The sequence below is a fragment of the Streptomyces sp. NBC_00016 genome (genome assembly GCF_045040885.1).
GTDB lineage: Bacteria > Actinomycetota > Actinomycetes > Streptomycetales > Streptomycetaceae > Streptomyces > Streptomyces coriariae.
Window position 1 is genome coordinate 3,823,615 of sequence record NZ_CP108304.1, and the last position, 17,483, is coordinate 3,841,097.

The 17,483-nt window shown below is 70.9% G+C and carries 16 protein-coding genes; 6 read left to right on the forward strand and 10 right to left on the reverse strand.

The window, feature by feature from the left end:
• Positions 1-3 precede the first annotated feature (3 nt).
• The gene (gene cpaB, locus OG933_RS16760) at positions 4-711 is read right to left on the reverse strand and encodes a Flp pilus assembly protein CpaB (RefSeq protein WP_142265967.1); all 708 of its coding nucleotides are present in this window, start codon (positions 709-711) and stop codon (positions 4-6) included.
• A gap of 150 nt (positions 712-861) precedes the next feature.
• Between cpaB and OG933_RS16765 the strand changes: the two genes are divergently transcribed.
• Positions 862-2,058, forward strand: a complete 1,197-nt coding sequence (locus tag OG933_RS16765; protein WP_405627662.1) for an RNA-guided endonuclease InsQ/TnpB family protein — start codon at positions 862-864, stop codon at positions 2,056-2,058.
• 115 nt (positions 2,059-2,173) lie between these two features.
• Here OG933_RS16765 and OG933_RS16770 read toward each other — a convergent pair whose 3' ends face one another.
• Positions 2,174-3,046: a hypothetical protein gene (locus OG933_RS16770; protein WP_405627663.1), complete on the reverse strand. Its 873-nt coding sequence runs from the start codon at positions 3,044-3,046 to the stop codon at positions 2,174-2,176.
• A 250-nt stretch (positions 3,047-3,296) separates the two neighbouring features.
• Between OG933_RS16770 and OG933_RS16775 the strand changes: the two genes are divergently transcribed.
• Positions 3,297-4,994, forward strand: coding sequence for a chitinase (locus OG933_RS16775; RefSeq protein ID WP_405627664.1), 1,698 nt, complete (start codon positions 3,297-3,299; stop codon positions 4,992-4,994).
• A 161-nt stretch (positions 4,995-5,155) separates the two neighbouring features.
• Here the strand turns inward: OG933_RS16775 and OG933_RS16780 are convergent, their stop codons facing one another.
• Positions 5,156-5,608, reverse strand: a complete 453-nt coding sequence (locus OG933_RS16780; protein WP_405627665.1) for a hypothetical protein — start codon at positions 5,606-5,608, stop codon at positions 5,156-5,158.
• 120 nt (positions 5,609-5,728) lie between these two features.
• On the opposite strand from OG933_RS16780, the gene OG933_RS16785 reads away from it, so the two are divergent.
• Both OG933_RS16785 and OG933_RS16790 read left to right on the forward strand, forming a co-directional pair.
• Complete coding sequence (locus OG933_RS16785) at positions 5,729-6,241, forward strand: SigE family RNA polymerase sigma factor (RefSeq protein ID WP_362517203.1); 513 nt, start codon at positions 5,729-5,731, stop codon at positions 6,239-6,241.
• A 117-nt stretch (positions 6,242-6,358) separates the two neighbouring features.
• A complete protein-coding gene (locus OG933_RS16790; RefSeq protein WP_405627666.1) occupies positions 6,359-7,615 on the forward strand; it encodes a hypothetical protein in 1,257 nt (418 codons plus the stop codon).
• A gap of 34 nt (positions 7,616-7,649) precedes the next feature.
• On the opposite strand, the gene OG933_RS16795 is transcribed toward OG933_RS16790, so the two are convergent.
• Together OG933_RS16795 and OG933_RS16800 are read right to left on the reverse strand one after the other, a co-directional pair.
• Positions 7,650-8,240 carry an isochorismatase family protein gene (locus tag OG933_RS16795; RefSeq protein ID WP_362268512.1) on the reverse strand — a complete coding sequence of 197 codons (591 nt, stop codon included), beginning with the start codon at positions 8,238-8,240 and terminating at the stop codon, positions 7,650-7,652.
• Between the two features lie 92 nt (positions 8,241-8,332).
• Entirely contained in the window at positions 8,333-9,670 is a 1,338-nt protein-coding gene (locus OG933_RS16800) for an Nramp family divalent metal transporter (protein WP_362517211.1), read from the reverse strand.
• 280 nt (positions 9,671-9,950) lie between these two features.
• Here OG933_RS16800 and OG933_RS16805 point away from each other — a divergent pair, with 280 nt between their 5' ends.
• Positions 9,951-11,321, forward strand: coding sequence for a M14 family metallopeptidase (locus OG933_RS16805; protein ID WP_362268514.1), 1,371 nt, complete (start codon positions 9,951-9,953; stop codon positions 11,319-11,321).
• 9 nt (positions 11,322-11,330) lie between these two features.
• Here OG933_RS16805 and OG933_RS16810 read toward each other — a convergent pair whose 3' ends face one another.
• The 5 genes from OG933_RS16810 to OG933_RS16830 form a co-directional block, all read right to left on the reverse strand.
• Positions 11,331-12,038 carry a hypothetical protein gene (locus OG933_RS16810; RefSeq protein ID WP_405627667.1) on the reverse strand — a complete coding sequence of 236 codons (708 nt, stop codon included), beginning with the start codon at positions 12,036-12,038 and terminating at the stop codon, positions 11,331-11,333.
• 65 nt (positions 12,039-12,103) lie between these two features.
• Positions 12,104-13,582 (reverse strand): GntP family permease, encoded by a 1,479-nt coding sequence (locus tag OG933_RS16815; protein ID WP_267018639.1) that lies wholly within the window; start codon positions 13,580-13,582, stop codon positions 12,104-12,106.
• A 224-nt stretch (positions 13,583-13,806) separates the two neighbouring features.
• Complete coding sequence (locus OG933_RS16820; protein WP_362517218.1) at positions 13,807-14,217, reverse strand: RidA family protein; 411 nt, start codon at positions 14,215-14,217, stop codon at positions 13,807-13,809.
• A 7-nt stretch (positions 14,218-14,224) separates the two neighbouring features.
• Complete coding sequence (locus OG933_RS16825) at positions 14,225-14,992, reverse strand: IclR family transcriptional regulator (protein WP_171399167.1); 768 nt, start codon at positions 14,990-14,992, stop codon at positions 14,225-14,227.
• Positions 14,989-16,032, reverse strand: a complete 1,044-nt coding sequence (locus OG933_RS16830) for a sugar kinase (protein WP_405627670.1) — start codon at positions 16,030-16,032, stop codon at positions 14,989-14,991. The genes OG933_RS16825 and OG933_RS16830 overlap by 4 nt, the downstream gene beginning before the upstream one ends.
• A gap of 172 nt (positions 16,033-16,204) precedes the next feature.
• Here OG933_RS16830 and OG933_RS16835 point away from each other — a divergent pair, with 172 nt between their 5' ends.
• Complete coding sequence (locus OG933_RS16835; protein WP_362517225.1) at positions 16,205-17,479, forward strand: amino acid deaminase; 1,275 nt, start codon at positions 16,205-16,207, stop codon at positions 17,477-17,479.
• Positions 17,480-17,483: the final 4 nt, after the last annotated feature.

A 17,483-nucleotide genomic window follows, 5' to 3' on the forward strand; every position in this document is an offset into this window, starting at 1 on the left:
CTCTCACTTGTCCGTGACGAGTTCGTAGGTACGGTCCTGGTCGGGGACCGTGGTGTCGCCGCCGGGCGCGACGAGGGCGAGCCGGACGCGCTTGGCGAAGGACTCGGCGTACGTGATGCGCTGGGCGTCGAGCGTGGACAGCGCGAAGGTGATGGGGACCGCGTCGGTGGGTGACTGGCTGCGGTTGTTCTCGTCCGGCTCGAGGGCGGTCAGCTCGCCCACGTCGAGGACCCGGGCGTTGGTGACGATGATCTTCGACTGGTCGGGATCGCTCTCCCGGGCACCCTCGAAGGTGGCGTACACGTTGACGGACGACCCCGGGGTGATCTTGCCGGCGACGCCGGTGGCCGCGTCGATCATGATGGCGACCTCCTGCTGGCCCGGCTGGAGGGCGGGCTGGTCGACGATCATGTCGCTCTGGAGCAGGGAGCCCTTCTTCAGCGTCGTCACGGCGATCTTGCCGCGGATGGCGGCGAGGTCGGTGACCGCGTTCTCCGACAGCCAGCGCTCCGGCATCTCGATCTTCTTGAACTGGCCCGCGTTCAGGGTGGTGTAGGGCGCCACGTCGGAGCGCAGCTCGTACGCCGTGACCTCGGGGCCGACCTTGGACTTCACGTCGTCGATGACGGAGAGGACGCCGGCGAACGCGCCGAGGGCGCACAGGATCGACAGGAGCAGGAGAATCACGCCGCGGCGCTGACGGGAGTTCATCGGGTTCCTCCGTGGATACCCCGGCTTTCAGGCCGGGGAGGAAATGGACTCCTGCGGAGCGGGGCGGGGAGAGCCGGTTGGCCGCCAGAGCGGAAGCGCGCTCACCCATCCGAGCCGTGCCTCACAAACTAGCGTGGTAATTTGTGATGCATGGCCATTCACGTGAAGCGGGCGTTCAAATACCGCTTCTACCCGAGCGATGCGCAGGCGGCTGAGCTGTCGCGCACGTTCGGGTGCGTGCGGAAGGTCTACAACATGGCGCTCGCGGCGCGCACGGAGGCCTGGGCTCGACAGGAGCGGGTCAACTACAACCAGACGTCGGCGTTGCTGACCGCATGGAAGAAGACCGAGGAGCTGGCCTACCTGGGCGAGGTGTCGTCGGTCCCGCTCCAGCAGGCCCTGCGGCATCTGCAGATCGCCTTCTCGAACTTCTTCGCGAAGCGGGCGAAGTACCCGCGGTTCAAGTCCCGGAAGAAGTCCCGCAGGAGCGCGGAGTACACCACCAGCGCGTTCCGCTTCCGCGACGGGCGGCTGACTCTCGCGAAGATGAGCGAGCCACTGGACATCCGCTGGTCGCGCCCCATGCCCGAGGGCGCGAAGCCCTCGACGGTGACCGTGTCCCACGATGCCGCCGGACGTTGGTTCGTGTCCCTCCTCGTAGAGGACCCCGCCGTCCAGCCGCTCCCCGCCAACGGCACGGCCATCGGCATCGACGTCGGCCTCAGTCACCTGGTGACCCTGTCCACCGGGGAGAAGGTCGCCAACCCACGGCATGAGCGCCGCGACCGGGCCCGCCTGGCGAGGGCCCAGCGGCAGGTGTCCCGCAAGGCCACGGGTTCCGCGAACCGGGCCAAGGCCCGTGTCAAGGCCGCCCGCGTCCACGCGCGGATCGCCGACCGCCGCCGCGACATGCTGCACAAACTGACCACTCGGCTCGTGCGTGAGAACCAAACGCTCGTGATCGAGGACCTGACCGTCCGCGGAATGGTCAGAAACCGGAGCCTCGCCCGCGCCATCAGCGACGCGGCATGGGCCGACTTCCGGAGCATGTTGGAGTACAAGGCCGCCTGGTACGGACGGGAAGTGATCGCGGTCGACCGCTTCTTCCCCTCCTCCAAGCTGTGCTCGCACTGCGGCGCCCTCGCCGAGAGGATGCCGCTCAACGTCCGTACCTGGACGTGCGACGGCTGCGGCACGACCCATGACCGGGACGTGAATGCGGCGAAGAACCTTCTGGCCGTCGGGCTGACGGCATCTGTCTGTGGAGCCGGTGTAAGACCTCAACGGGAGTCCTCCCGGACGGGGCGGTCGGCGACGAAGCAGAAAACCCCACGGCGCGAGCCGTAGGAATTCCCCTCTGTCAGGAGGGGGAGGAAGTCAAGAGCCGTGCAACCTCGCTTTGCTTTGTGGGGGTCGGTCGAGCGGACGGAACAGGGGCCTGGGACGGGGTGCTCAAGGCGGTTCAGTCGCCTGCGGTGAGCGCGCGGGCGGCGGGACGGGCGGTGAGGTCGGAGGCGGGCGGCGGGGTCGCGGAGCAGAAGACGCAGCGGTCGCCGATGACGTCGATGCCGCACCAGTGGCAGACGCTCTGCCGCACGGACGTGACCAGCTGGTAGAGGACCGACAGGTCGGGCAGGTAGGCGCAGAACTCGATCGCCTTGCCGGTGCCCCACCAGTCGGCGGACTCGGCGGGCAGGTGCGTCTCGCGCAGCCCCTGGACCTTCCAGGCGGGGGCGAGGACGTCGGTGACCCAGTCGGACTGCAGCTGTCCGCGGGCGACGAGCAGCCAGGTACCGAACTCCGGTCCGGGCAGCACTGTTTCGGGGGTGGCCTTGACCAGTTCCGGCTGCGGGTGGGCGAGCACACCGAACTGACTACCCGGAACCCATGACCTGGCATGCGACGTCAGGCCGACCACGGGCACCCGGTCGAGGCGGGCGACCGAGCCGAGCAACGCGCCCGCGTGGAGGTAGTGGGTGAGCAGCCGGCCCGCGGAGGCGAGGACGCCGGGGCCGAGGTCGCAGGAGGCCAGCTGACGCAGCTGGCGGGCGAGGACGGCCGTCGCGAGCGGCGGAAGGTCGGGGCGGAAGAGCGCGATGCGGTCGCTCTCCAGGAGGGAGCGGATGGTGTGCAGCCGCTGTTCGACGGCGGCGGAGACGGACCGCGAGTACACGACGATCACGTGTCCGTACTGATCGACGAGGGCCTGGACGGCGGCGAGGGCACGGTCCAGCGGCTGTCGGTCGAGGTCGGCGAGAACGGTGGCGGGCAGGGTGCGCTCGTCCTGCGGCGGCAGCGCCAGGTCGGCTCCGGTCACGGCAATGGCTGTTGGCACGCGCAGCTCCCCGATTCCCGCGGTCCGGCCCACCGGCGTTACTCCGGTGCACCGGGGTGACTTCATTGCGTGACTACCTCAGCACTGTATCCACGCCTCTGTGGCCGGAGAACAGCTTTCCCTGGCTGCCAAGCAACTCTTCTTCGCGCAAGTCCCGTCAAATCGGGGCAGGTTACGCACGCGCGTCCTCCACCGGCCCTCCACGACCGGACCTCTTGACAACGGAATTGGTCTGGACCAACTTACTGTCATGTCCCCACTGAAACGAACGACACGACTCGGGTCGGGAGCCGCGGGCGTCCTCGCCGCCGCCCTCGCCCTGTCCATGACGGGCGCGGCTCAGGCGTCCGCCGCGGACCTGAACAACGCGAGGAACGCCGGCTTCGAGTCCGGCCTGACCAACTGGACCTGTTCGGCGGGCAGCGGTACGACCGTCTCCTCGCCGGCGCACGCGGGAGCGGCCGCACTGAAGGCGACACCGGCGGGGCAGGACAACGCCCGGTGCGCCCAGACGGTGGCCGTGAAGCCCAACTCGACGTACACACTCGGCGCGTGGGTCCAGGGCGGCTACACCTACCTGGGCGTGACCGGCACCGGCACGACGGACGTGTCGACCTGGACGCCCGACTCGGCGTCGTGGAAGCAGCTGTCGACGACCTTCACCACCGGCGCGTCGACCACGTCCGTGTCCGTGTACACGCACGGCTGGTACGGCCAGGCGGCGTACTACGCGGACGACGTGTCGGTGTACGGCCCCGACGGCGGCGGGGGCGGTGACCCGGCCCCGACGGTGCCCGGCGCACCGGCCGGGCTGGCCGTGTCGGGCACGACCTCGTCGTCCGTGTCCCTCTCGTGGAACGCGGTCTCCGGCGCGACCGGCTACTCCGTCTACCGCAGCGGTACGAAGGTGACGGCGGTGACCGGGACTTCGGCGACCGTGACCGGCCTCTCGGCCTCGACGTCGTACGGCTTCCAGGTCACGGCGACCAACGCGGCCGGCGAGTCGGTGAAGTCGACGGCGGTCACGGGCACGACGACCGCGGTCGGCACCGGGGGCGGGACCGTGCCCAAGCACGCGGTGACCGGCTACTGGCAGAACTTCAACAACGGCGCGACCGTCCAGAGGATCTCGGCCGTCTCCTCCCAGTACGACATCATCGCCGTGGCCTTCGCGGACGCGACGACGACGCCGGGCGCCGTGACCTTCAACCTGGACTCCGCGGGCCTGGGCGGCTACACGGTGGACCAGTTCAAGGCGGACATCAAGGCGAAGCAGGCGGCCGGCAAGAAGGTCATCGTCTCGGTGGGCGGCCAGAACGGCACCGTGTCGGTGAGCGACCCGACGTCCGCGACGAACTTCGCGAACTCGGTGTACTCGCTGATGCAGACGTACGGCTTCGACGGTGTCGACATCGACCTGGAGAACGGCCTGAACGCGACGTACATGTCGCAGGCGCTGCGGTCGCTGTCGTCGAAGGCCGGCTCCGGGCTGGTCCTGACGATGGCCCCGCAGACGATCGACATGCAGTCGACGTCGAACGGCTACTTCCAGACGGCGCTGAACGTCAAGGACATCCTCACGGTCGTCAACATGCAGTACTACAACAGCGGTTCGATGCTGGGCTGCGACGGCAAGGTCTACAGCCAGGGCTCGGTGGACTTCCTGACGGCGCTGGCCTGCATCCAGCTGGAGGGCGGCCTGGACCCGTCCCAGGTGGGCCTGGGACTGCCGGCCTCGACGAGCGGCGCGGGCAGCGGATACGTGTCGCCGACGGTGGTCAACAACGCCCTGGACTGCCTCACCAAGGGCACGGGCTGCGGCTCCTTCAAGCCGTCGAAGACCTATCCCGCGCTGCGGGGCGCGATGACGTGGTCGACGAACTGGGACGCGTCGGCGGGCAACGCGTGGTCGGCGGCCGTGGGCCCGCATGTGCACGGGCTGCCGTAGCGGCGGGGCCGTGCGGAGTCACGGGCCGCGGCCGGGCGGATCGCAGCCGAGCGGTAGCCGGAGCCGGTAGCCGGTAGCCGGTGACGGAGGGTGTCGCTCCACGGGACGACCGTGGGCGGCACCCTCCCCCACGTCCGGCGCGGCCGCCGCCTGGTACCCCGTCAGTACCCCGTCGGCCGGTAGTGGCCCAGCACCCAGGCCAGTTGGGCGAACCAGCCCTGCAACCGTTCCCTCGGCTTCGCCGTCACCACGCACTCGTAGACCCTGCCGTCCACGTGCACCACGGCGACCATGAGGGCCTTGCCGTTGGGGCTCGCCCTGTAGTGGACGCTGCGGACCTCGGGCCAGGGGAACTCGACCGTGATGTCGTACATCTCGAAGGCGACGCCCGCCGCGTCCACGACGACCGAGTTGTGCTTGTCGACCGCGAGGAACTCCGGACCGGGCGGTGGCTCCGCCTGCGGGGCGTACTGCGGGGCATAGTGCTGCGGCTGCGGCTGCGGCTGCGGCTGCGGCTGCGGCTGCGGCTGCGGGGCATACGGCGGCGGGGCATACGGCGGCGGGGGCGGGCCGAAGCCCGGCGGCGGCGGAGGGGACGGCGGCTGGTCTGTCACAACGAAAAAGTACCCTCGCGATCCTGTGCGGCCACTTTCGGTCTCCCTTGAAACATTTCCCGCGCCCCACCGCATTAGGGAGTTGAGGACAGCAGGGCAACCGACACAGGGGGAACACTCATGAGGCAGGCCGCCCGCGCGGACGAGTACGCCGAGTTCGCGGCGGCGCGTACCGGGCATCTGTACCGGTCGGCATGCCTGCTCACCGCCGGGGACACCCACCTCGCCGAGGATCTGGTTCAGGAGACCCTCGGCAGGCTGTACGTCCGCTGGGGGCGGGTCTCCCGGGTCGACAACCCGGCCGGTTACGCGCAGACCGTCCTCACCCGCACCTTCCTCGCCCACCAGCGGCGGCGCAGCAGCCGCGAGCGGGCCGTGGAGGCGTTCCCGGACGTGGCCGACGGCAGCGGTACCGACACACCGTTGCGGCTGACCCTGATGCAGGCCCTCGGGCGGCTGCCCGCCAAGGACCGGGCGGTCGTGGTCCTGCGGTACTGGGAGGACCGCTCGATCGAGGAGACCGCACGTGCGATGAACGCGAGCTCGGCGGCCGTGCGGACGCGCTGCTCGCGGGCGCTGGGGCGGCTGCGGGAGCTGCTGGGCGAGGACATCGGCGAGTACGCCCGCCCCTGAACCGTCCGGCACCCGGCCCTCCCCCGGAGACGCGCACGGCGCACCGCGCACGTTGCGCGTCCCTCCCCCCGTACTCGAACTCTCTTCGACCCGTCTCGCCGAAAGCGGTGGTTCACCATGCCCGTCGACCAGTACAGCGACCCCTTCGAGGAGCAGCTCGCCGTCGCCCTGCGGGAGGCCGGCGGCGCCTTCGACAGCCCCGCCGCGCTCGCCGCCGCCGGGCGGGCCCGGGGTGACCGGATGCGGCTGCGGCGCAGGACCGCGATCGCGGGGGGAGCGGCGAGCCTCGCTCTGGTGGGGGTGGGCGGGGCGCTGCTCGCGCCCTGGGGCGGCAGGCCGGCGGCCGGGCCCTCCTCCGTCGCCGCGTCCGGCGGCGCGAAGCAGGCGGCCTTCTCCGCCGACGACATGGTCCGCACCCTCCGGCAGCTGCTCCCCGAGGGCGAGTTCAGGAGCACGAAGGCGCGTGGCACGGGCGAGAAGCTGCCGCCGCTGGTGGCGGGCGTGTTCGACGACGGCAAGGGCGAGGGATCCGTCTCCGTGGGCCTGGGCCGCATCCCGGCGAACGGAGGTGAGATCACTCCGTCCACCGCCGTGATGCCCTGCCCGGACGGAGAGCAGACGAGCCTCGACAGCTGCACGACGGAGCTCCTGTCCGACGGGTCCGCGATCACCGTCTACCAGGGCTACGAGTATCCCGACCACCGCGAGAACCTCAAGTCGTGGGGCGCGGACCTGGTCACCCCGGCCGGGCACCATGTGAGCGTCAGCGAGTGGAACGCCGCCGCGGAGAAGGGCAAGCCCGTCACCCGCCCCGAACCGCCGCTGACGGCAGGCCGGTTGAAGACGCTGGCCGCGGCCTCGGAGTGGCGCCGGATCGCCGACGCCCTCCCCGGGGAGGAGAAGAGGCCCGCCTCCCCGTCGGGCTCGCCCGCCCGCCCCGCGGAGATGGCCGGCTGGCTCATCCTGCGCAAGCTCACCCTCCTGCTGCCCAAGGGCCTGGAACGCGTGAGGAACGGCAGCCAGGAGACCGGTTACGGCTACTTCGTCGTCGACGACGGCAAGGGCGCGAGCCTGGTCCAGGTCAACGTGCAGCCCAACATGTCCGACGTGGCGGGCCAGTTGTACGGCTCCGGCGCCGAGACCCTCGCCGACGGCACCCGTGTCGCGGTGAAGCAGGGACCGGGCGAGAAGGGCGGTGCGGGCGTCGTGATGTGGACCGTGGACACCCTGCGCAAGGACGGTCTGCGGGTGGTCGTCAGTGCCTTCAACGCCGCCGAGCAGGACACGGCCGCGACCCGTGCGGAGCCCGCCCTCACGATCGAGCAGCTGCGGGCCGTCGCGCTCAGCCCCCGGTGGACGGCCACCGAGGACTGACGGACGGAGACCGCGAATGGACTGGCCCTCGGGTTCAGGCTCGGACGCCCGCCAGCAGGTCGAGGATCTCCCGCGTCGTGCCCGGCTCGCCGATCAGCGGGAACAGGTACGACACCCGGTGCTGGTGCGCGTCCTCGTTGATATCGGTCATCGCGTCGACCGCGAACGTGACGTGGTAGCCGTGCTCGTGGGCGGCGCGGGCGGTCGACTCGACGCCGAGGCTGGTCGCGATGCCGGCGAGGACGATCTGGGTGACTCCCCGGCGACGCAGCTGAAGGTCGAGGTCGGTGGCGTGGAAGGCGCCCCAGGCCCGCTTGGTGACCAGGATGTCGCCCTCGTGGCCGGTCAGCGGTTCGGCGATCGGGCCGAGGTCGTACGGGCGGGAGCGGCCGCCGGCCAGCCGCGCCGCCTCGCTGCGGCCTGGCACCGCGTCGGCGCCGTCGGGCGAGGTGGACATGCGGACCAGGACGACGGGGGCGCCCGCGGCGCGGAAGGCGTCCGCGAGTTCGGCGGCCCGGGCGACCACGTCCGCCGCCGGGTACGGCACGGTGGGGGCGGCGAGCGTGCCCGCCTGGAGGTCGATCAGCACGAGCGCGGTCTTGTCGTCCAGCACGGTCACAGCCACGGCGACGGCACCTCTCCTAGGGGGTCAGCAGCCTAGGAGAGGTGCTTGCGAAACTCAAGCTTGAGTTACGCAAGCTCGAGCCGTACTGATCATCAGAAGAACTCCGACCACGGCTGGTCCCAGACCTGTTTGACGCACAGCACCAGGAACAGCAGGCCCGCCAGCACCAGCATCGCGTTGCTCAGCGGTCCGTTGCGCCACTCGCCGGGCGTGCGGGAGGAGTTGAGCAGCCACAGCAGCGTCCCGGCCAGGAACGGCAGGAAGGCCGCGCCCAGCACGCCGTACAGGATGATCAGCCGGAACGGCTCGCCCTGGAAGAGCAGCACGATCGGCGGGAAGGTCAGCCACAGCAGATACGCGCGGAAGGGCCAGGAGCGTTCCCGCTCGCCGGAGGCGACCTCCGCCCCGCTCGCGTCGCCCCGTCCGCGGTAGCGGGCCACGAAGTCGGCGAACATCAGGCTCACGCCGTGCCAGACGCCGATCAGGGAGGTGAAGGAGGTGGCGAAGAAGCCGATCAGGAAGAACTTGGCGGTCGCCGTGCCGTACTCCGCCTCCAGGATGTCGCTCAGCTGGATGAGCCCCTTGTCGCCGCTCGCGATCGCCACGTTCGCGGAGTGCAGCAGCTCCGCGCCGACGAAGAGCATGGCGACGACGAAGACGCCCGTCGTCACGTACGCGACCCGGTTGTCGAGCCGCATCACCTTCATCCAGCCGGTGTTCGTCCAGCCCTTGGCGTTCACCCAGTAGCCGTACGCGGCAAGGGTGATGGTGCCGCCGACGCCGCCGATCAGGCCCAGGGTGTTGAGGACGGAGTCCTTCTCGTCCGGCAGGACCGGCAGGAGGCCCGCGAAGGCGTCGCCGAGGTTGGGGGTGACCCGGATCGCCAGATACACCGTCACCACGAACATGACGCCCACCAGGACCGTCATGACCTTCTCGAAGACGGCGTACTTGTTGAACCAGACGAACACCAGGCCCACCAGACCGCAGGCGATGGCCCACGACTCGAGGTCCATCACGTCCGGGAACAGCGCCTGGAGCGGCAGCGCGCTCGACGACATCGCCGCCGCGCCGTAGACGAAGCCCCAGACGACCACGTAGACGACGAAGAACCACGTCGTCCAGCGGCCGAGGCTCGCCCAGCCGTCGAAGAGGGTGCGGCCGGTGGAGAGGTGCCAGCGGCCGGCCGCCTCGGCGAGGGAGATCTTGACCAGGCAGCCGACGACCGCCGCCCAGAGCAGGGTGTAGCCGAAGTTGCTGCCGGCGATGAGCGTGGCCACCAGGTCGCCGGCGCCGACGCCGGTCGCGGCGACGACGATGCCGGGGCCGATGTACTTCCAACTGGATCTGCGGGGGGCCGCGTTGTCGATGCCGGATGGTGCCTCGGTGTGCGTGGAGTTTCCCGTGGGGGGTCCCGTGGTGTCCGCCATGGAGGTCAAGAAAACCCAAAGCGGCCGCTCCGGCAAGGGTGCGTGCGGGATCTCCACCCGATGTGCTCACACTCCGGTCAAACCCCGGATACCGGCCGACCGGCGCGGGCGCGGATAAACTGCGCGGCCGACCGCTCGTCGCATACCGCATGATTTCGGCCAGCGGCCCTTTGTCGTCTCTTGACCTGCTCATGCCATGCCCCGACGATGAGCGGCACCGCACCGCCGCACACAGCAAGCGCACAGCCCCCCACGACCCGGCTCCCCACAAGGAGAGTTCATGCGACTTCGCATTCGCGGCTCAGGCGCCGGCGCCACAAGCGCCCGCAGCGGCAGGCGGACCGCCGTCCTCGCCGCACTGCTCGCCCTCGCTCTCGCCGCACCGGTCTCGGCGACGGTCACCGACGCGGCGGCGGGCAGCGCACCGAAGGCGGCCCCCTCCGCCGACGACATCCGCCAGTACGAGATCCACGTCCACCACAGCACCCCCCAGATGCGCACCGCGATCGCCGCGTCCGGGGTGAGCGTCGACGAGGCCGACGAGGAGACCGTCGTGGTCTCCGGCCGCGCGGACCAGGTGAGGAAGCTGCGCGCGCAGGGGTACGAGGTGTCCCTGCTGGGCTCGGCACCCGACCGGGTCGCCGAGGACGAGGTACGGCTCTTCGACTTCCCGACCGCCGACTCGAAGTACCACAACTACGCCGAGATGACGACGGAGATCGACCAGCGCATCGCCGCCTACCCGGGCATCATGAGCAAGCGGGTCATCGGCAAGTCGTACCAGGGCCGGGACATCGTGGCCGTCAAGATCAGCGACAACGTCGCCACCGACGAGGCCGAGCCGGAGGTGCTGTTCACCCACCACCAGCACGCCCGCGAGCACCTCACCGTCGAGATGGCGCTGTACCTGATGCGCGAACTGGGCGCCGGCTACGGCTCCGACTCCCGCGTCACCAGCATGGTCAACGGCCGCGAGATCTGGATCGTCCCCGACCTCAACCCGGACGGCGGCGAGTACGACATCGCCTCCGGCTCCTACCGCTCGTGGCGCAAGAACCGGCAGCCCAACTCCGGCAGCTCGTACGTCGGTACGGACCTCAACCGGAACTGGAACTACAGGTTCGGCTGCTGTGGCGGCTCTTCGGGGTCCACGTCCTCCGAGACCTACCGGGGCACGGCCGCCGAGTCCGCGCCCGAGGTGAAGGTCGTCGCCGACTTCGTGCGCAGCCGGATCGTGGGCGGGAAGCAGCAGATCACCGCCGGGATCGACTTCCACACGTACAGCCAGCTGGTGCTGTGGCCGTTCGGCTACACCACCGCGGACACGGCGACCGGGATGACCGCGGACGACAACGCCGCGTTCAAGGCCGTCGGGCAGAAGATGGCCGCGAGCAACGGGTACACCCCCGAGCAGTCGAGCGACCTGTACATCACCGACGGGTCGATCGACGACTACCTCTGGGGCACGCAGAAGATCTTCTCGTACACCTTCGAGATGTACCCGTCGTCGGCCTCCGGAGGGGGGTTCTACCCGCCCGACGAGATCATCGAGCGGGAGACCTCCCGTAACCGGGACGCGGTGCTTCAGCTTCTCGAGAACGCGGACTGCATGTACCGGTCCATCGGGAAACAGTCCCAGTACTGCGTCTAGGTACTGCGGCTAGTCGGCGGCCTTGGCGCCGGCGTCCTTGACCTCGTCGTCCTCGGCCTCGGCGGCCTTGGCGTCGGTGTCCTCGGCGTCGGCGGCCTTGGCGTCGGCGGCGTTCGCGGCGTCGACCCCGACGGCCTCGACGGCCTCGTCGTCGGCGCCCGCTTCCGCTTCGGCTTCCCCGTCCTCGAAGTAGGCGTCGAGGACAGCGTCCAACTGCTCTTCCCACTCCTTGAAGCGGGACCTGGCCGTCGCCTCGATCTCGATCGGGTACCAGCGGCGGTCGGGGGTGTGCACGGTGATGGTGAACCGCTTCCCGAAGCGCGGTGCCTCGGTCTCGACCGCGCCGATCTCGTCCCAGCGGAACTCGCACGACTCCTCGTCGAGGCGGAGCCGGACGCCCGTGGCGTCGGCGGCGATCCGCGCACGGCGGTCGGAGGCCTCGAAGACGGGGCCCTCGACGGACTCGGCGGACTCGTCCGGTTCCTCGGACCCGTCGGACGTGCCGGACGTGTCCGGCACGTCCGGCACGTCCGGGCGCTCCGGCGCCGCTGACTCCCCCTTCCCCGCCTCGGGCTCGACGGCGTCGACGCCGTCGTCCTCGGCCGGCCTCTTGTCCTCCGGCTCCGCGGTCACGGGCGACGTGAGCCCGGGGATGAATGCCGGGTCGAACCCGGCGCCCTCCAGGGGCTGGCTGCTCGAACCTATGCGCTGCTCCACAGCGGGCAGTATGGTCGAAGATCCTGTGCCGGACACAGTCAGCCCCGTACTTCGTTACCGGAGTCCTACACGAAGAGGCTCATTCCGGCCGCCATCACGAACCCGGCCACCGACAGCACCGTCTCCAGCACGGTCCACGTCTTGAGGGTGTCGCGCTCGCTGATGCCGAAGTACTTGGCCACCATCCAGAATCCGCCGTCGTTGACGTGCGAGGCGAAGATCGAGCCCGCCGAGATCGCCATGATGACGAGGGCCACGAAGGCCTGCGAGTGGTCGCCCTCGGCGAGCAGCGGCGCCACGATGCCCGCCGTCGTCACGATCGCCACCGTCGCCGAGCCCTGCGCGACGCGCAGCACCACCGAGATCAGGTAGGACAGGACGATCACCGGCAGACCCACGTCGTTGAAGGTGTCCGACAGCGCCTGGGCCACCCCGCTCGCCTTCAGGACGGCACCGAAGATCCCGCCCGCGCCGACCACCAGCAGAATGTTGCCGACCGGCTTCAGCGAGGCCGTCGAGACCGTCTCCAGCGACTTGCGGGACCAGCCGCGCCGGATGCCGAGCAGGTAGTAGGCGAGGAGCAGGGCGATGGTCAGCGCCACGAACGGGCTGCCGAAGAACTCGATCACCGAGCGGAAGGTGGACGGGTCCAGGGCGATCGACGAGAACGTGGCGGCGAGGATCAGCACCAGCGGCGTGCCGATGATCCCGAGGACCGTGCCCAGCGGCACCGGGTCCTCGCGCGGGACGACGCCCTGCGTCCGCTGCTCCTCGACGACCGCCCGCTTCGCCTCCGCCGCCGCCTCGACCATGTCCTGCGGCACGGCGACGAAGATGCGGCGGCCGATCCAGGCCGAGAACACCCAGGCCGCCAGCACCGCCGGGATGCCGCAGACGACCCCCATGAGGATGACCCAGCCGAGGTCGACGTGCAGCAGGCCGGCGGCCGCGACCGGGCCGGGGTGCGGGGGCAGGAACGCGTGGGTCATCGACAGACCCGCGAGCAACGGAAGGCAGTACAGCAGGATCGACTTGCCGCCCCGCTTGGCGGCCGCGTAGACGATCGGGGCCAGCACGAAGATGCCGACGTCGAAGAAGACCGGGATGCCGAAGATCAGGCCGGTCAGGCCCATCGCGAGGGGCGCCCGCCGCTCGCCGAACACACCGAGCAGCCGGGACGCCAACACCTCGGCGCCGCCGCTGACTTCGAGGACCGCGCCGAGCATCGTGCCCAGTCCGATGATGATCGCGACATGGCCGAGGATGCCGCCCATCCCGGACTCGATGGTGGAGACGGCGTCCGACCGCTGCACGGTGCCGAAGAGTTCGGTCACGGACAGGCCGGCCAGCAGACCGACGGCTATGGAGACCGCGAGGAGGGCCACGAAGGGCTGGATCCTGACCTTGATGATCAGGAAGAGGAGCAGGGCGATGCCGAGGGCGGCGACCGTCAGCAGGCCTGCGGTGCCGTCGATCAGGAGAAGCAGTCCGCCGGTGTGGGGTGGCGCCTCGGCGGGGGTGGATGCCGCGAGCGGAAGGGGCATTCGGGGGTCCTCTGCTGGGGTTCACGGTGCTTTCGGGCAGGGGGTATCGCGGCACGGCGTCCCCTGCGAGAGGGGACGCCGTGCCGTGAGGCGTTACGGCGTGCGGGAGTTGACGGTGTGTCGGCCGGACCGGCCGGACCGGCCGGGTCGGTGGGGCCGGCCGGGTCGGTGGGGCCGGCCGGGTCGGTGGGGCCGGCCGATCGGGCCGGTCGGCGGGGTGAGCGTCAGCCGAGGACGGCGAGGGCGTCGATCTCGACCAGGAGCCCGGCCGGAAGGCCGACGTAGACCGTCGTACGGGCCGCGGGCGGGGCGGTGAGGGGCTGCTCCCCGAAGTACGTGTTGTAGAGCTCGTTGAACTCGGCGAAGTGCGCCGTGTCCGTCAGGTAGACGCGGATCATCATCACGTCGTCCCAGCTCGCGCCGCCCTCCTCGAGGATCGCCTTGACGTTGGCGAGGGTCTGGAGGGTCTGCTCGCGCAGGGTGGGTCCCGCGGGCGTCGGGGGCTTGCCCTCCTCGGCGGGCAGGAAGCCGACCTGGCCCGCGACCTGGAGGATGTTGCCCTTCCTCACCCCGTGCGAGAACTTCGCGGGCGGGGTGGTGTGGGTCTTGGGGGTGAGGGCGGTCTTCTCGGTCATGCCGGGCTCATTCCTTCGGGGCTTCCTTGATCGGGGTTCTGCCGGAGTACTCGCCGCTGATCGCGTCCGCCGTGCGGCGTACCAGCGGGAGCAGGGTGAGGAGTTCGTCGGCGGTGACGACGACGTTCGGCGCGGAGACCGACATCGCGGCGACCACCCGGCCGTCGGCGCCCCGGATCGGCGCGGCGGCACAGTTGATGGACTCCTCGTGGCCACCGAGGTCGGTGGCCCAGCCCTGTTCGCGCACCTTTTCCAGCTCGCGCAGGAAGGCGGGGGCGTTGGGGGTCGAACGGGACGTGTAGAGGGGGTAGTCGAGCTTCTCGGCGATCACCCGTCGTTCGGGCTCGGGCAGGTCGGCGAGGAGCAGCTTGGCGACGGCGGCGACCGTGATGGCGACGGGCTTGCCGATCCGCGAGTACATGCGCACCGGGTAGCGGCTCTCCACCTTGTCGATGTAGAGGACCTCGCCCTCCTCGTACACGGCGAGGTGCACGGTGTGCCCGCAGGTCTCGTTGAGACGGGCGAGGTGCGGATGCGCGATCTCGCGGATGTCGAGGTTCTCCATCGCCTCCTGGGCGAGGGCGAAGAGGCGGGCGCCCAGGCGGTAGCGCTGGTCGGACTGGCGGTAGACGAGGCCGTGCTCGTGCAGGGTGCGCAACAGCCGCAGGGCCGTCGATTTGTGCACGCCGAGGCGGTCGGCGACCTGTCCGAGGTCGGCGGGGCCCTCGGCGAGCAGCGGCAGGATGCTCAGCGCTCGGTCGACGGTCTGACTCATGGGGTGGGTACCTCCTCGTCGGCCCGGTCTTCGGCGTGCGTCCAGCCGGGGCCGAGTCGAAGTCTCCCCCACGCGGCGTCGTCGAGCGCCGCTAGCCGGTCGGCGTGGTCGCGGGAGGGCGGCACGGCCAGGTCACCGGGGACGGTGAGGGCGGCGGCGGCCATCAGGTGCCCGTGCCGGAGGCGGTCGCGCACGGGCAGCCCGCGCAGGGTGGCGGAGAGGAACCCGGCGGCGAAGGCGTCCCCGGCGCCGACGGCGGCGACGACGTCGACGTGCGGGGCGGGGACCTGCAGGACGCGCTCCCGGTCGAAGACGGTCGCCCCGAGCGCCCCTTGTTTGACGACGAGCACCTCGGGGTCGGGGAACGCGGTCCGTACCGCGTCGACGCCGTCCAGGCCCCACACCTCGGCCGCCTCGTCCTCGCCCACGAACACCAGGTCGGCGCCGCGGGCCAGTTCGAGGAGGACCCGGGAGCTGTTGCCGTCCGTCCACAGCCGGGGCCGGTGGTTGACGTCGAAGGAGACGAGGGGCCGGCCGGGCCGGGGGGCCGTCAGTTCCCGCAGCAGGCCGAGGCAGTCCGCGGAGAGGGCCGCGGTGATCCCGGTGAGGTGCAGCACCCGGCCGGCCCGTACGGCGTCGAGGCCGACGGTGTCGACGGACATCGCGGAGGCCGCCGACCCGGCCCGGTAGTAGGCGACCTCGTGCGCGTCGGTGGCCCGGTCGCCCGCGGTGCGGAAGTAGACGCCGGTCGGGCGGTCGGGATCGCGCCGTACGGAGGTCACGTCGACCCCGTAGGAGCCGATGGTCTCGACGAGATGGTCGCCGAACCCGTCCGTCCCCACCCGGCTGACCCAGCGCACCGTGTGTCCGGCCGCCGCCAGCGCGCAGGCCACGTTGGACTCGGCGCCGCCGATGCCCCGGTCGAAGGAGGGAACGTCGGCGAGGCGGCCTGGCCGGGAGGGCAGGAAGGTGACCATGGACTCGCCGAGCGCGACGACGTCCACGGCGTCGGGGGCGTTGCAGGGTCCGGTGGCGGTCACGATCGTCTTGGCTCCTGTGCTGGTGCGGGCGAGCGAAGCGAGATGGGGGTCCCCCCGGCCGAAGGCTGGGGGAGGCTCCGTTGACCCCGCGTTGGCCGAGATGTTAGACAGCAGTAAGCGATATACGCAATGGACGTTGCAGCTAGTGCAACGCTCCTGATCAGGAGGTTCCATGAGTACCGAGGCACTCGAGGCGCTCGCCCGACTGGCCGGGGAACGCGTCGACCACCGCTTCAAGGGCCTCCCGCCGGACGCCGACGGCCTCACCGTCGGCGAGCTGGCCGCCCAGCGCCGCAACCTCTTCACCGACGGCTTCGCGACCCCCGTGCTGGCCCTCTCCGCCGAGCGCCTCGAACACAACCTCGCCCTCATGGAGACCTACGCGACCCGGCACGGGCTCGCCTTCGCCCCGCACGGCAAGACCTCCATGGCCCCGCAGCTCTTCCAGCGCCAGATCGACCGCGGCGCCTGGGGCATCACCCTCGCGGTCCCGCACCAGGTCCGGGTGGCCCGGGCCTACGGCGTCCAGCGGGTCTTCCTCGCCAACGAACTGGTGGACCCGGCCGCCCTGCGCTGGATCTCCGCACAGCTCGACGCCGACGCCGCCTTCCACCTCGTCTGCTACGTCGACTCGGTGCGCGGGGTCGAGCTGATGGACGCCGCCCTGCGCGGCGCCCGGCGCCCCCTGGACGTCGTCGTCGAGCTGGCCGCGGGCGAGGGCGCCCGCACCGGGGTCCGTACGGAGACGGAGTGCGCGGCGGTCGCGGACGCGGTGGCCGCCGCGCCGTCCCTGCGGCTGGTCGGGGTCGCGGGCTACGAGGGCGAGGTCCCGCGCGCGGACCCGGAGCGGGTGCGGGCCTGGCTGCACCGACTGGTCTCCCTCGCCGCCGACTTCGACAAGGCGGGACGGTTCGCGGGCGCCGAGGAGATCGTGGTCAGCGCGGGCGGCAGCGCCTGGTTCGACACCGTCGCCGAGGTCTTCGCCGGGATCCCCGGACTCTCCCTGCCGGTGCTGAAGCTGCTGCGTTCCGGCGCGTACGTCTCGCACGACGACGGCCACTACCGCAGGCTGACCCCGTTCAACCGGGTCCCCGAGGAGGGCGCGCTGGAGCCCGCGTTCCGGCTGTGGACCCAGGTCGTCTCCCGCCCCGCCCCCGACCAGGCCTTCGTCAACGCGGGCAAGCGGGACGCGGCCTACGACCTGGACCTGCCGTTCGCCCAGGTGATCCGCCGCGACGGCACGGAACGCCCCGCCACGGGTGTCTCGGTGACCGCGCTCTCCGATCAGCACGCCTGGCTGCGCACCGACGCCGAGGCGGACGTCGAGGTCGGCGACTGGGTCGGCCTGGGCCTCTCCCACCCCTGCACGTCCTTCGACAAGTGGCCGTTGATCCCGCTGGCCGAGGCGGACGGCACCGTCGTCGACTACATCCGCACATTCTTCTAGGGAG